This window comes from Mesorhizobium sp. LNHC232B00 (assembly GCF_000502435.1).
Taxonomy (GTDB): domain Bacteria; phylum Pseudomonadota; class Alphaproteobacteria; order Rhizobiales; family Rhizobiaceae; genus Mesorhizobium; species Mesorhizobium opportunistum.
Window position 1 is genome coordinate 14,168 of the sequence record NZ_AYWP01000025.1, and the last position, 14,094, is coordinate 28,261.

The following is a 14,094-nucleotide window of genomic DNA, read 5'->3' on the forward strand; positions in this document are numbered from 1 at the left end:
TCGCATGCCCGCAACTGGGCACCGCGAACGGATTTCAAGGTTGGCGGAGATTTGGAAGTCCTCGCCCCGGGCATGATTGTCGAGCGAGCCTAACGTCGCACTTGCCATCGGTGGCGAGTGTTGTCGACGGGCTCTTCGGACCGAGCCGCGGCCGAATTTAGGTTGAGCGCATCTCTCCCGGCGGACGATCCGCCGAGCTTGCTGTCTAGTATAGGCACGGTAGTTCCTTAGTTATTGCGTTTTCTTGTTTTTCATTTCACCCGCGCCCCTAAGTAAAACACAGGCATTTCCGCTCATTTACTTATTCGCCCGCACCGTCTTGTCCCTACTGAATTGATCATTCGAGGACGATGTACGAAACCCAGCCGGACCCTACCACGGTTTGCGGCGAGAATGAGGCTTGGTTAACGCTTATCAACACTTTCCTAATATAAATTATTAACACATTCTAATATGGAAAGTGATCGAATAGACGTCCCGAAACTCCCTTCCGGACGTCCCAAAACCCCGGCCGTCGGCTGAAATGTCGTGCGGCTTGGACGCCCGCTGGTTCGAGCGGGTCGTTCGTGTATGCGGCCGAGGTGACTTCCGCTATTGCGTGGCAGACGGGCGTCGAGTCTACTGGGATGCCGGCTAATGTGGCGTTGCGCGTCAATGGCCTTGGTTGAGGTCGCCTTGCGCCGTTGACGACGTTCCTGCGGCGCCGGCGCCATGGCGGCGATGTCGGCATCATTCACGTTCAATGATCGAAGGTATAAGGCTGGCTCCGTTATCGAGCGCAGCGATCATATTTTCAAGATCTGAATAGCGCAAAGATGGGCAACCGTGTCCAATGGCCAAATGCGATCGCTTAAGCGGCTTGTTCAAATGGCAGGAACGTGGCGCAACGGCACGAGGGTGCTTCGTCGCCGCGGGACGGCCCCGCGGTTTGTCAATTTTGAGCCGCGCGACCAGTCGCCAAAGCTCCACCTCGTGGCCGTCGGCAAACCGCCTGGCGTGCTCTTTCGCCGTACTGTCGTCGATACAGGCAAGGCTGACCCCGCCCATGCACTGGCCGCGTTCGTCCAGAACGTAGAACAGATAGTGCGGCATCGCTTGTTCTCGATCAGGATGGCCAGCCCGTTTCGGCGCTGGTTCGATTTGGATTGAGCTCGCCAGCAGCGCTGCGCCGTTGCGCCCGACCGCTCCACTCTTGTGTGGTTGCAAAACAAAGTGTCTGCATAACGACATGCCCGAACATGGAATGTATATCTTCCGACAGTTGCATGTCATTCACATTGACCCAAACCACGTGTTGGGCGATCTGCATGAGCGTTCCCCCGCCATATCCACAAAGACCTAGCGTAACTGCGCCATGATCGTTGGCGTATCGAACGGCGCGCAACACATTTTCCGAGTTTCCGCTTCCCGATATCGCAATGACCAAGTCGCCCTCGTTCAGGATGTTCTTCAGCTGCTCGACGAACACATCCTGGAAAGAAACATCGTTGGCATACGCGAATGTAAGTCCCACATTGTCGACCAGCGTGCGGCCACGAAACGGGCGCTTGGTGGAGAGATAGATGCTCTTGTTCCAGTCCGTAATGAAATGGAGCGCAGTGAGTGAACTGCCACCATTTCCAAGTGTGATTATCTGCTTGCCGTCCTCCTGTGCTTGCGCGACCAAGGCCACTGCGTTGTCAAAGCTTTGGTAGTCCAATGAAGCCAGGACGACCTCAAGTCTCTTGAAATAAGCTTGAGCACTCCCGTCAAGATGATCCATTGGGCGGGCTCCGATGTCTGTTGGTTGAGTACTACCGCCAAAATGTTTCATTGGATGGACTCCGATGTCGGTTGATAATGAACGATGCGGCTCCCTGCGAAATCGAACTTCACGGGGAAGTGCTTTAGCTCACCGAGGGCCGCTTTGATTGCTTCGTGACGATCGAGAGGCGCGAAGAACATGAGAAAACCTCCCGCACCTGCTCCGAGTAACTTGCCGCCCCTTGCACCCGCCCGCATCGCAGTTTGGTACCAGTGGTCGATAGCATCGTTCGTGATGTCTTCGGAGAGGCCCTTTTTTAAGAGCCAGTTCTCGTGAAGGATTTCGCCGAAGGCGTTGAGGTTACATCGATGAAGCTCATCACGAAGCTGATACGTGAGCTCGACCATCCGGCTGAGCGCTTTCCGCTTGTCCGGTGCTCTTGTGATGCCTTCCGACTGTCGGACGAGAATGTCTGAAGCACTGCGCGTAATGCCGGTGTAGAAGATGAGAACTTGCTTCTCAATTGAAGCGATGAAATCACGTGGACATATAAGCGGAGATACCGAAACACTGTCATCAGAGTGGAACTCGATAAGGTTTAACCCTCCGAAGGCAGCAGCGTATTGATCTTGCCTTCCAATGGGTGCGCCACAAAGCTCGATCTCAATGCGACAACTGTCAGCGCCGAGCTTTGCCTTCGAGACATACTGCCCCCGAAACGCGCTCAGCGCGTGCAGAAGGCCAACAGTAAAGGCGCTCGAGGACCCAAGTCCTGTTCCCTTCGATGGAATATCGGCAATGGTTGTTATCTCGACGCCTCCGCAGATCCCGAGATATCCCATCGTCGCCTTGACAATCGGATGCTGGATATCCTCAACACTATCCACTTCTTCCGTTTTGGAGTAAGCGATTCGAGTGCCGTTATCGAACTTGCGGTTCACATTGACGTAGACGTACTTGTCGATGGCAACGCTCAGGACGGCGCCGCCCTCCTGCCGGTAGAAGGCAGGAAGATCGCTGCCTCCTCCGACAAAGCTCACTCGAAGCGGCGTCTGACTGATAATCATCCGACTGCCTCAATCAGCTCGATCGCCCGCAATTGAATGCAATGTTCAGCACGCGCCCGAGATGCCAGCACGATCGGTGCCTCATCCTCCTGGCGCGAACTGTAGATACTGGCGGCAGCCTCCCGGTCCACACCTCGCCGCGAGTATTCGCGCGTTACTCGGAACCTCCTCAGTTCCTCATCGATATCAACGAAGAATGTGTGTGCACGCCCGTGCAGAACCATATCGGATAGCGAAAGAGCGACGGCTCCTTCCACGACTAGGACGGTTTCTGGAGAAATGGTGATCTTTTCCGCTCTTGGATGTGATACGCGGCCCAGCTTCTCGTAATAGGGCAGATCGTGCGTCTCTGGAGAACGAACTCCCACCAGGCGGCTTAGAACCTTCCTGATCTCGTTCATATCGTAGCGACCCATCACCGTTGGTTCGCGATCGGCGACGGACCGTATCCAGCGATCAATAGCAATTACTTGCGCATCAAAGCCGCGGCCGCGAAGAACCTCCGCGATTGCGCTGGAAAGAACACTCTTTCCGCTGCGGGAGAGCCCTCCCACGAAACAAACATCCCCCGGCTTCACATGCGCGGTGAGATCCGATGCTGTGTCTATCAAGATCGGATGAACAGTGAGAATGAGCTTGGCAGCCTCGGACAAGTCCGTGACGGTGTAGTCGGGCATGACAGGATACTTGCTGTCCAAGCCGCCGGCGCCCGTCTCGACCAAGATCGATCTGATGCCAGACCGTTTTGCGAGAGCGACGTCCGAGGAAGAATCGCCGATGATCCAGGACTGACTGCGATCGACATTGAATGCCTCGACCGCCTCATCGACCAACCCGGTAGCAGGCTTGCGGCAATTGCAGCGAACCTTCAGTGCTTCTACCTCACCGATAAAGCCGCGATCTGGATGGTGCGGGCAGAAATAGATGGCGTCAACAAAAGCTCCGCAGCGGCCAAGCTCAGTCTCCATCTTGTTATGGATCGTCCGCAGGTCTTGTAAGGAGCAATCGCCTCTCGCCACAACGGGTTGGTTAGTGACGACGATAGTCCGGTATTCCGCCCGGTTGAAACAGGCGATCGCGTCGGCGGCCCCCCCAATCAGTTCGAAGCGTTCGGGACGATCGATATGTCCATAGTCAACATTGATGCACCCATCCCTGTCCAAAAATACTGCTTTCTGTGAAGAGGCGAGTGAAGCTCGAGCAATGCGGCCCGATGCAAAGTCGGCGCAAACCTTGTCAAATCTCGCAGGGGTTCCCGCGTCCTTTATATACTCAGGGCTGCTATAGCTTCTAATTTCCGCGCCGGCGCGAAGCATTTCAGGAAAGAGGTCCTTGCCAAAGTCAAGCGGCGTTGCCGTGGCACGCCACGCCAACAAAGCTTGTCTTCGAACGTAATAGAGGGCCGCGCTGACTTTGTTGGAATAAAAGATACCAGGGTCATGCGGATACGGATGGAATGCGGTAACGATGCCATCTTCGGACGTTTCTATCAGATCGGAATCATGCGGGTGATCATTGGGATGGGTGAAAATTGTCGCCGCTGCTGCTTTGTGTTTTTCATGGAAGCACTTAAAGCGGGTGAGATCGACGTCGAGCATCGTGTCGCCATAGATCGTAAGGAAGTCGTCGTCGAGCAGATCCAAAACGGATAGTACTGCTCCAGCAGTCCCGCGAGGCGCCCCGTCATCCACACAAAGAATCTCAATCCCCCAATTCTCACGCTGCTTGCAAAATTCCACAATTTGCTCGGCCGCGTGGTTGACCAGGATCAAGACCTTCTCAATCCCGTGTTGCTTGGCGAGGACGATTTGATGCTCAAGAAGTGGCTTGCCACCAATGTTGGCTAGCGACTTAGGCAAATCGCCTATCCGGCTCCTGAGCCGCGTCCCCCGACCACCTGCAAGTACAACGGCCTGCATCACGGGTGTCCTTCCTGATGCACGATTTCCACGACCGCTTTTCGAACAGCGTCGGCCGAACCAAGCTGGGGCCGCCAGCCGAGCGCACGAAGTTTTGCTGTATCGTAGGAAAATCGGGGAACGTCCCCCGTCCAACCGCGATCTTCAACGCCGTATTCGATCCCGGCGCCCGGTGCGACAGTCTCTACAGTCGTTTCTGCTATGAAGCTAACGGTTACCCCTTTGTCCTCGGGACCGATATTGTAGCAACCAAGCCGCTCGGATGCGTTTGCACGCAAGTAGACAATCGCATCAATCAATTCATTGACGTGAAGATATGCCTTCCGTTGCCGGCCCGATCCCAAAACATTCAGCTTGTTTGGTGAAACCCTTAGCTTTCTCACGAAATCCAGAATGACACCATGTGTTGCCGGAACACCGATCACGTTCGGGAAGCGAAAGATCAAGGCGCGGGCCAACCAGTTCTCGACGGCAGCGCTGATCAGCGCTTCCGATGCGAGCTTCATGGCACCGTAGTTGGAAATGGGCAGCAGCGGCCCGACATCCTCTCCAATCGGAGCCTCCCCCAAGTCCCCGTACACGGCGGAGCTGGAAGCGAAAGCAAGGAACGGAACCCCTGCCTCCTTCATTGCATCCAACAGGTTGAACGTCGATAGAAAGGTATCGCGCAGATCAACAGAGGCATCGGCGATTCCTGCAGGAATGTCCGAATTGGCAGCCATGTGCCAAACCTCGGCAATCGGAATGCGACTGTGACATTTCATAAAGCGGCTTCTCACCGCACCCGCGTCTGAGAGTTCCACTTTCTCAAAGACGAACCTCTCATTCGTGAGAAGCCCTTTCAGGTTTTCCCGAGAACCACGCGACAGGTTGTCGAAGCCGAAGACCGGATACCCACGATCAACAAAGATCCTTGCAAGCCTGCTTCCTACGAAGCCCGCAACTCCCGATATGAAGATGGCGTGCGGATCACCCAATCGGATTGTCCCTTCCTCATGTGCTCAGGGTTTTGCGCCAAAAGTCTTCCGGATTCTGCAATGACTTCCGTTTGCAAGCCTTCGCCGCTGGAGAGCCGTGAATTCGACCGGGTTGGGCGTTAAGCTGCGCCTGTCGCCAAGCTCATGCGTGAATCATCGCATGGTTTTCTCCGATCCGCGATCGTTCCTCAGGGGTACCCCATTTTGCTATCCGGATTGAGTCGCGCCTCGCTCGCCTGCACGGTGACGCCAGCGACATCCCAAGAACGGTCAATGCACTCTGCAGTTTGTTCACGCACGTCGGCCGCAGAATTTCGCCAGTTGCGCCTCCGGCGCATCGAGCCGGTCTTCGACTAACCCAATGTCCCACACGAGGGTCGATCGCCGTCCAGCGAGAAGCTCCGGAACTCGATTCCGAGCTGCTTGAGCCGCTCTGCACCGGGAACTTCTGGTGCCGGGTGCACGAGCCCGAGGATGGAGTCGGATCGGAAGGGGAGGGGGACATGCAGGGCCTCGGCTGCCGTGAGGACGCCGCTCACAAGCTGCCAGGGCACTGCGACGGCGTGCAGTGTTCTGCCTTGTGATGCGGCGATCTCTTTCATGAGCCGTCGGAACGGTACCGGTTCGGGGTTGGCCAGTCCTACCGGTTCCGGCAGGGGCATGTCCGTCTCGGCAATACGCACTATGGCGGCTGCCATGTCGGCCTCATGCACTGTGAACTGATGGGAGCGCGCTCCAATGAGAGGTGTGATCGGCAGGTTAGTGAGTTTGCGGAGCGCGCCTGCCATCCCGCCCCAACCGGGACCGTACACCAGTCCGAGGCGGGCGGAGACACCTCCCAGACTGGTGGCGGTGCGCTCGCAGGCCAGCTTCGCCTGACCGTAAAGCTGTCGGGTTCCCTCATAAGCGGACATCGATGAGATGAAAATAACCCGGCGAACCCCTGCGTCGGCGGCATTGCGCAGGAGGTGCTGCGAGCCGGACACATTGGCACCCCACACATCGCCGGCGCTGACGAGAGTCAGGTCCCATGCACCGTGGATGAGCACATCCAGGTCGCTGATCGTGCTGCCCGACGGCGGGCGCCTGATCTCATAGGGGCGCCACTCGGCGACACCGGCCATTGCGGCGGCAGATCCGGAGGTCAGCCGGTTCGGACGGACGAACGCGATGACCTCATGGCCTTCTTCGGCGAAGATGGCGCGCAGGATGGTCCCGACATATCCGTTGGCTCCGGTGATGCCGACCCGCATTTGAACGCTCACCTCGCCAGCTGCATCGCTTCCCGGGCGATGCGATGCGAATTGGCCATCACAGTCAGGGTAAAGGTAGTAGCTGGAACATTTGGGAAAACCGACCCGTCGATGAGATGGACCCGGTCCCACCGCGCCAGCCGCCCGAGCCGGTCAGTCGTCACGCTCCCAGAATGCGGCTCACTGGCGTGAGGAAAGCTGCCGCCAAAGTGGTAGCTCTTGGCCCCGCCCGACCACAGCATCTGCAGCGTGACCGGCCACAAATCAAGGTAGGGTGACGCCCTGCGGATCCGCTTTATTACGTCAGGCAGCATCGGAGGCACGTGTTTGCCCCTGACCTTGGCCTCGCTGAAGCCCTCTGAAGTGAGGGTGATCTGGGGTAGCTCATCATGAACCGCGGACATCTGAGCGCTCACCCGGACCTTTGGTGAGGCCCAGGACGGCAAGTAGCCTAGGCCAATGGTCAACCGACTCAGGAGCCGATCCGTCGCGAAGGCGGCGGCGCGATGTTGGAGGAAGCCGGGAAGCGCATCGTAATATGCCTGGTTGAAGGGATAGAAGTGAATCTGTGAGACATCGAAGCCTTCGTCGTCCCGGCCGATGACCATGGTGAACTGGTTGAGTGTGAACTCGCGCCTTGCACGTGGATCCGGGGTCGGCCTCATGGATATCATTGGAAGAACAAACTGAGCCGATTCCGAAAGATGCACCGGCTGGTTCGATCCGAGCGAGCCTAGAATCAGCCGGGTGGTCCCGATTGCTCCGCAGCCCACGAAGACACGGTCGGCTGTGAATCGATGGATCCGGCCGCTGGATAGCTCCCGGGCCTGCACGACGGCCGTGTCGCCCTCCTGGTCGACCCGCACCGCGAGCAGCCCGCTGTGGTAGTCGATCCTTCCGCTGCGCCTGAAACGATCGAAGCTGTGCGAGGCCGAAAAGATTATCGACCGCGGGCAACCAGTCATGCATAGGCCGCAGGGTTGGCATTCCGGCGCTGAGAAGGCGAGCCGGGCGCGGCCTATCGTTATTCCAGTGGAGCGCACTCGATCGCGGTGCCGTTCGTAGTTGGCCAGGACCATCTGCGTGCGCGGCGCCAGCGGCGGAAGCGGGTCCGGGGATCCGATGAGCGGGAACCACTCCTCGAGATCGTCGGACTCTCCAGCGAAAGGAATGTGACGCAGGATTGTCCTATAGTGCTCTTCCATATCCGAGAAAGCGAGCGGCCATCCCTTGAACGTGGCGGCGCTAAAGGGCATAATCTGGGCCCCCCAGACGTTGCTGAAGCCCCCGTAGGCGCTTGATATGACAGCTGGGTTGACTCTGCCCTCGGCGTGGACGCCGTCGAGCTGGCCCTTGTTGGCAAACGGGAAATCGGATCCGTAGCTTCTCTTTTCGGGCAGCGAATCGGGCTGGGTCCGCTTGGGCTGCAGGCTGACGCGGCGGACGTCCTCCTCATCCCAGTTGTCGACACGCAGCTTGGACAGCCTGGAGATAACCTTCCGCGTCTCCTCCTCCAGCACGGTGCCCGGATCGAACACGGTTATCTTCTCGTTTGGGTTCTCGGACAGCGCCAACACGGCGGCGGCCGCAGCAGGACCCGAACCAATGATTATCGAAGACGGCATCTACTTCTCAGGCCCACCGCCCTGCGCGGCCGTGTCCAGTATCTGCTTGGTGGGCTGTTGGCACCGCCGGCGCAAGCGTCGCACCAGCTCGATCCGGCCGGCGAGGTGGCCTGCCGCGGCCAGCCCCACGCCAGCGATTATTGCCGCGGTCCGGGCCAGTCCGTGGGCGTCACCCTTGGCAGCCTGCAAAATCTCGCGCGGTACGCCCTTTGTCAGCGTGTACCAGACGAAGCGGGTCTCTGCACCCAATGTGGCGGCATCCCCCATCTGGGCAAAGGCCTCGACCTTTCCCTTATTGACGAAGAAGCAGCGGCGCCAGAAGTACTTCCAGGTCGTCCGTGAGGCGGGTACAAAGTGGCGGACGGTCGCCGCCGGTTCGTAGATGACCGCTTCACTGCCCTCGATGTGCGCCACGCGGTGGCACATGTCCATGTCGTCGTGACGGTCGGAATGGAACCCTCCCACCCGCTCGAGCAGGGTCCGCCGCACCGACATGTTTGCTCCTATGAGGTGTGCCAAAGGGCCTCGGCTGGTTGGAAGGCCGTCATAAGCACATCCGAACACCCAGTCGAACTGCACGGGGAACCAGGCCGGGCGGCCAATCTCGAAAACCGGTATGGGACGTCCGCCGACGGCGCCGATGCGCTCATCCTGGTACGGTTCGGTCAGTATATCGAGCCAGTCCTTGTCCGCAGCCGCATCGTCGTCCAGGAACGCCAGGATCTCTCCGGCGGCCGCCTCGGCTGCCGTGTTTCGGGCCGCGCCCAGGTGCCCGTCAAACTTGTTCTGGATCACCCGTGTCGGAGGGGTGGATGCGGCGGAGTCAGCCCAATAGGCGGCACAACGGCGGAACAGGGGCTGGTCGACGCATACGATGATCTCGCAGGGTTGCAAGGTCTGCTTCTGCGCCGAGGCCACCGACTGGACCAACAGCTCCCATCTGTCCTCAGTGTAGGCACAGATAAGCACTGAGATCGTGGGGCGGCGCGGAATCTGCCTCTGTTCGCTGCTGACGTCATCCTCGAGCTGCACCGTTTTCGATCCAGGCGGCGCGGTTGTGCCAACGACAGAGGCTTTAGTCATGGCACCCGCCCGCTGGTTTCCGGGCCCAGGCTGGTTTCGCGTGTCTGCCTCGCACGTGCCGTGGCGGCTTTGAGGATGTTCCAGAGCGCACCGCCGTCATCGTGGATATCGAATTGGTCGTGTTCGTCGGCGGGATAGCGTCCGCTGTCCTGCAGCGACACCAATCGCCACACCATCCAGCCGGCGCAGTTGCCATCACGCGTCACCGAGTCGAGCCACATGGCGTAAGCTTCAGGTGCGTTCTGATTGGAGCGGGCATGGCCGAATTCCTCCAGGAGAACCGGCTTTTTGGCGCGGGCCGCCAGCTGGCAGAACTCGGGGATCATGTTGTTGAATTGCTGGATCGTAAGATCGTAGAAGATCGGGTAGCCGTGCCAGGTCCCGAAATCGAGGGTCGGGATGGTCAAATCGGCTAGCTTCGGATCGAAAATGTTGGCATTCCCCGAGCTGACAAGGTGATTGGAATCGAGGGACTTCACGTAGGCCGACATTTCTGCAGTCCAGCTCAACCGCAAGGCCAATGGCTGCGCGTTGCCTTCGTTGATCAACTCCCAAGCCATGATGGTCGGGTCGTCCCGGTAGGCAAGTCCGGTGAGCGGGTTGACGCGCTCCACGACGTGGCGGACCCAAGTCCGGTAGTCCTGCTTCGTGCGAGGGTCGGTGAAGAAAAACGCGGACTCGTCGCTGCTTCCATACCAGGATCGCATCTGCTGGGCGCCGCCCGTGAAACCCCAGAAGTCCACGACAGCGATGATCAGCTTCAGGTGTCGCTTGCCGGCCTCGGCGATAAGGAAATCGACCTTCTGCATGCCGTTGGCGCCGTCATTGATCGCCATCCTGTTTTGACTTGGATCCCAGTAGAGCAGGTACGTGCCCTCGACCGCGAGATTGCTGGCTTCGCCTTCAAGCCGCCAATCCCAGATCGTAGAGACGCTTCCATCGATCGACCCGATCACCGGCTGAAGAAAGGTGCGGACCACATTAGCGCCCATCGCCACCGCGTCATCGAGAACGCGGGTGACCTCAACCTGTGAACCATAGGTTAGATAGTGGTTGTTTACGCCGGTTACGAAGAAAGGCTTGCCGTCCAACGTGAAATTCGTTCCGGAAGTCTTGATGAAAGACATCGCCGATGGCTTGTCCACGGTGCTCGCGATTGCCGCAACGGACACGAACGCGAACGCGAACGCAAATGCACGCAGCCACGCATTGCGCAGCCCGTATTTCGCCCCGTATTTCGCCCATTGCCAGTCGATCATCATCCCCTGCATGTGGCTCTGGCCCGGCGCCGAGTGCAATCGCCCCTAAGGATTACCTCCTCTGGCCTCGCACAGACCGGCGTCGATCGGGCATAGTGGTGCTTGGCTGGGTGGTTCTCGTCAAAGCTCCCGTCTTCTTGAAATTCGACGTGAGAACAACAATGCGCATTTGCTTGAGTCTCGATCCGTCGCGGCTGCTGCGCTGGCATCTATGGCTGGCAGAGGCGCTCGCTGAAGTGCCCGGCAACGAGGTCTCCTGCGTTTTCGCGGCTGGCTGCCGTCCGCTGCCGTTGATCTTCCGTCTGCTGCTCGAACTCGAACGACTGGTCTATGGCTTTAGCGGGAAGGGCGCCATCGATCCCGTAGAGGCGGCGCTGCGGTGCCTGCCGCCGCCTCCGGCCGGCCAAGCGGATGTGGTGATCGATTTGAGCGGGTCGGAATCGCTCCCGGCGGCGCGGCGCGTGCTCACCCCGGTCTTCAATGGCGCACCCGGCGAGATCGGTGTCGTGGCGGCCTGGGTGCATCATCAGGATCTTCTCGTCGACCTGCATGACACGGCGCGCCCGTTGCGACCGTGGACGGCGCGCCCGACCAGTGCAGACCGACAAGTGTTGGCGTTGAGGCTCGACAGCGCCCTTTCCTGCGCTGTGCCGCTGATTCTCAAGGCCTTGTGCGAGGAAACCAGTTCAGCTGCGTCCGCTAGCCCCGGTCCACGGACGGAACTACCTTCGTTTGGTGCGCTTTCGGCGCTCGCAAGGGCGACCGGCACGGTTGCATCGAAGGTGATCGGGCGTTTGGACGAATTGGCGAGGGGCGGCAGGATGTGGGGGATTGGCTGGCGCTTCGACGAATCGGCGAGCCTGCTGGACAAAGGCGAAGCAGCCTTCCGCGTGTTCACCGGAAATACCGACAGCTACCTTGCCGACCCGTTCCCATTCCGGCACCAGGGGCAGGATTTCATCTTTGTCGAGCAGTACCTCTACTCGAAGAACCGGGGGTGCATTGCGGTCGTGCCAGTGAACCGGGACGGGACAGCCGGCGAATGCCGGATCGTTGTGGAGGAACCGCATCACCTCTCGTACCCGTTCGTGTTCAAGCAGAATGGTCAGATCTGGATGATCCCTGAATCGGGAGCGGCCCGGAATGTCTGCCTCTACAGGGCAGTCGAGTTCCCTTACCGGTGGACACGGGAGGCATGCCTCATGGAAGGCATCGAGGGCTACGATACCACGCCGCTCTGGCATGAGGGCGGCTTTTGGTTTTTCGTCAGCCCAAGGCTGTGGAGGTCCACGTCCTGGGATGCCTTGAGCCTCTACCATGCCGAGAGCCTGACCGGGTCTTGGACGCCCCATCCCGCCAACCCGGTCCTGCTCGATGCCAAGCTCAGTCGGCCCGCAGGCGCCGTCATCCGACACGGCGGACGCACGCTACGCCCGGTCCAAGACTGCGCGCGCGGCTATGGCGGCGCGGTGACGTTCTGCCAGATCGAAGCGCTGAGCGAGTTGAAGTTTGCCCAGACCCCGATCGGTCGCATCTGGTCCGGAGCGTTGGGATGTCACACCTACAACCGCCGGTCCGGCCTGGAGGTGATCGACCTGTTCGGGCATATCCGGGGTTTGCGAGAGGTCACGACCTCCTATCGGTTGCTGGAGCCCGACGCGCCGCTCTCGGGGCTGAGTGGGGTCGCGGAGCCGCTTGGGCAGCCCCTCTCCTGGCCGGTCTCACCGAGTTAGCTATCCGCACAGGTACCCCGCCTGCAAAGAGCCGGGCGGGCTCGAGCCTGCCAACACAGCTGCTGAAGGTGACCGCCGCCGCTGCCGTACGATCTGCGCTGGTGGCATGAGCTGAAAACAACCTCAAAGGATACCCCGAAAGAGTTAGTCTTCTATTGTCTTTTCCCTAACCATCCATCGTCCTTCCATTTCGGTTCTTCACCGGTAATGGTCGTGCAACAACAAAACTTTAGGGACCGGCCACAAGCGCGCTTCAAGGGCCGGCCACAAGCGTACCAATCTTCGTGCATCTCATCTTCGTTTCATTTTGGCCCGGAGTCCGCAAATGGTTGGAGTACACCCGTGGATGTGGCGTTTATTGGAATTGGTCCCTACGACTTGTGGCCAGCAGCGCATTTGCGTGCGCGCGATGGGGAGCACCGGACGTTTGGGAAGCTCATCGGTCATGGAAGGACAACATGATCCCCGGTATGCCAGTCCCGGCCTGCATTGCATGCGCACTGCCGCAAACAGCTTCGGTCTAGCATGTCAAGTCGTCTACGGGGCCTATTACCTGGCCCGACACCGGCAGTCCGGGCGCACTTTCAGCCCGCTCCTTAGGTCCCATCACTCGACCTCACGGCGCTGCCATGAATGAGCGTCTCCCCAGCAATCTCGCCCACGTCGGTGCCGTATCGCCGCCCGACCCGATTGATATTGCACTGCAGCGAGCACTGACTCTGCCCCGAGTAAGCTTTATCGTCCCAACGCTCAATGAAGCCGAGAACCTTCCTTGGCTTCTGCCGCGCATCCCCAAATGGGCGCATGAGATTATTGTCGTGGATGGTCGTTCGACTGACGACACGGTCGCGGTCGCGCGCCGCCTGCGCGCGGACGTGAAGGTTGTCATGGAACCCCGGCTGGGCAAGGGCGCTGCACTGCAAGCGGGATTCCGGGCCGCGACGGGCGACATCATCGTCATGCTGGACGCTGACGGCTCCATGGTCCCGGAGCAGGCGATTGTCTTTGTCAGTGCTCTGATGGCCGGCGCGGATCTCGTCAAGGGTTCACGCTTTATTCAGGGCGCCGGTACCGACGACATGTCGCTGTTCCGGATGTTCGGCAACAGGGGGCTGACCCTGTTCGTGCGGCTGCTCTATGGCGGCTGGTTCTCCGATCTATGCTACGGATACATAGCCTTCTGGACCAAGCACGTCGGCACGCTGAATTGCGACTGCGATGGCTTCGAGATAGAGACCCTCATCAACGTACGGGCATTGAAGAATCACCTCAACATCGTCGAGGTGGCGAGCTTCGAGGCTCCGCGCATCAGTGGAGTGAGCCATCTGCGCGCCATCCCCGACGGCTGGCGCGTCCTCAAGACCATCCTGCGTGAAAGGGTACACCAACAGCACAGGCGAGGCGCGACAGCCTGTGGTGACGGCGGGTAAGCCT

11 protein-coding genes are annotated in these 14,094 nt (G+C 59.3%); 2 read left to right on the plus strand and 9 right to left on the minus strand.

Going from position 1 to position 14,094, the window contains the following annotated elements:
- Window positions 1-729 precede the first annotated feature (729 nt).
- From X743_RS145065 to X743_RS145030, 9 genes are all read right to left on the minus strand, one after another.
- Window positions 730-1,092: a hypothetical protein gene (locus X743_RS145065; RefSeq protein WP_023767926.1), complete on the minus strand. Its 363-nt coding sequence runs from the start codon at window positions 1,090-1,092 to the stop codon at window positions 730-732.
- A 13-nt stretch (window positions 1,093-1,105) separates the two neighbouring features.
- The gene (locus tag X743_RS145060) at window positions 1,106-1,762 is read right to left on the minus strand and encodes an SIS domain-containing protein (RefSeq protein WP_023767927.1); all 657 of its coding nucleotides are present in this window, start codon (window positions 1,760-1,762) and stop codon (window positions 1,106-1,108) included.
- A 47-nt stretch (window positions 1,763-1,809) separates the two neighbouring features.
- A complete protein-coding gene (locus X743_RS145055) occupies window positions 1,810-2,811 on the minus strand; it encodes a GHMP kinase (RefSeq protein ID WP_023767928.1) in 1,002 nt (333 codons plus the stop codon).
- Window positions 2,808-4,730 carry an HAD-IIIA family hydrolase gene (locus tag X743_RS0136805; RefSeq protein WP_023767929.1) on the minus strand — a complete coding sequence of 641 codons (1,923 nt, stop codon included), beginning with the start codon at window positions 4,728-4,730 and terminating at the stop codon, window positions 2,808-2,810. Before X743_RS0136805 ends, X743_RS145055 begins: the two co-directional genes overlap by 4 nt.
- Window positions 4,730-5,707 (minus strand): NAD-dependent epimerase/dehydratase family protein, encoded by a 978-nt coding sequence (locus tag X743_RS145050; RefSeq protein ID WP_198028490.1) that lies wholly within the window; start codon window positions 5,705-5,707, stop codon window positions 4,730-4,732. The genes X743_RS0136805 and X743_RS145050 overlap by 1 nt, the downstream gene beginning before the upstream one ends.
- 353 nt (window positions 5,708-6,060) lie before the next feature.
- Complete coding sequence (locus X743_RS145045; protein ID WP_023767931.1) at window positions 6,061-6,960, minus strand: NAD(P)-dependent oxidoreductase; 900 nt, start codon at window positions 6,958-6,960, stop codon at window positions 6,061-6,063.
- An 8-nt stretch (window positions 6,961-6,968) separates the two neighbouring features.
- On the minus strand, window positions 6,969-8,585 hold the full coding sequence (locus tag X743_RS145040; RefSeq protein ID WP_023767932.1) for a GMC family oxidoreductase: 1,617 nt from the start codon (window positions 8,583-8,585) through the stop codon (window positions 6,969-6,971).
- On the minus strand, window positions 8,586-9,668 hold the full coding sequence (locus X743_RS145035; RefSeq protein ID WP_084555608.1) for a glycosyltransferase: 1,083 nt from the start codon (window positions 9,666-9,668) through the stop codon (window positions 8,586-8,588).
- Entirely contained in the window at window positions 9,665-10,927 is a 1,263-nt protein-coding gene (locus X743_RS145030) for a cellulase family glycosylhydrolase (RefSeq protein ID WP_051508606.1), read from the minus strand. Before X743_RS145030 ends, X743_RS145035 begins: the two co-directional genes overlap by 4 nt.
- Before the next feature lie 137 nt (window positions 10,928-11,064).
- On the opposite strand from X743_RS145030, the gene X743_RS145025 reads away from it, so the two are divergent.
- The gene (locus X743_RS145025) at window positions 11,065-12,660 is read left to right on the plus strand and encodes a hypothetical protein (RefSeq protein WP_156934498.1); all 1,596 of its coding nucleotides are present in this window, start codon (window positions 11,065-11,067) and stop codon (window positions 12,658-12,660) included.
- Window positions 12,661-13,289: 629 nt separating this feature from the next.
- Window positions 13,290-14,090, plus strand: coding sequence for a glycosyltransferase family 2 protein (locus tag X743_RS145020; protein WP_023767936.1), 801 nt, complete (start codon window positions 13,290-13,292; stop codon window positions 14,088-14,090).
- The last annotated feature ends 4 nt before the right edge of the window (window positions 14,091-14,094 follow it).

Coding starts and splice junctions, on each gene's coding strand:
- X743_RS145055 (WP_023767928.1), bottom strand. CDS start 2,811: ATGATTATCAGTCAGACGCCGCTTCGAGTGAGCTTTGTCGGAGGAGGC.
- X743_RS145045 (WP_023767931.1), bottom strand. CDS start 6,960: ATGCGGGTCGGCATCACCGGAGCCAACGGATATGTCGGGACCATCCTG.
- X743_RS145035 (WP_084555608.1), bottom strand. CDS start 9,668: ATGACTAAAGCCTCTGTCGTTGGCACAACCGCGCCGCCTGGATCGAAA.
- X743_RS145020 (WP_023767936.1), top strand. CDS start 13,290: ATGAATGAGCGTCTCCCCAGCAATCTCGCCCACGTCGGTGCCGTATCG.
- X743_RS145060 (WP_023767927.1), bottom strand. CDS start 1,762: ATGGATCATCTTGACGGGAGTGCTCAAGCTTATTTCAAGAGACTTGAG.
- X743_RS145030 (WP_051508606.1), bottom strand. CDS start 10,927: ATGATCGACTGGCAATGGGCGAAATACGGGGCGAAATACGGGCTGCGC.
- X743_RS0136805 (WP_023767929.1), bottom strand. CDS start 4,730: ATGCAGGCCGTTGTACTTGCAGGTGGTCGGGGGACGCGGCTCAGGAGC.
- X743_RS145065 (WP_023767926.1), bottom strand. CDS start 1,092: ATGCCGCACTATCTGTTCTACGTTCTGGACGAACGCGGCCAGTGCATG.
- X743_RS145040 (WP_023767932.1), bottom strand. CDS start 8,585: ATGCCGTCTTCGATAATCATTGGTTCGGGTCCTGCTGCGGCCGCCGCC.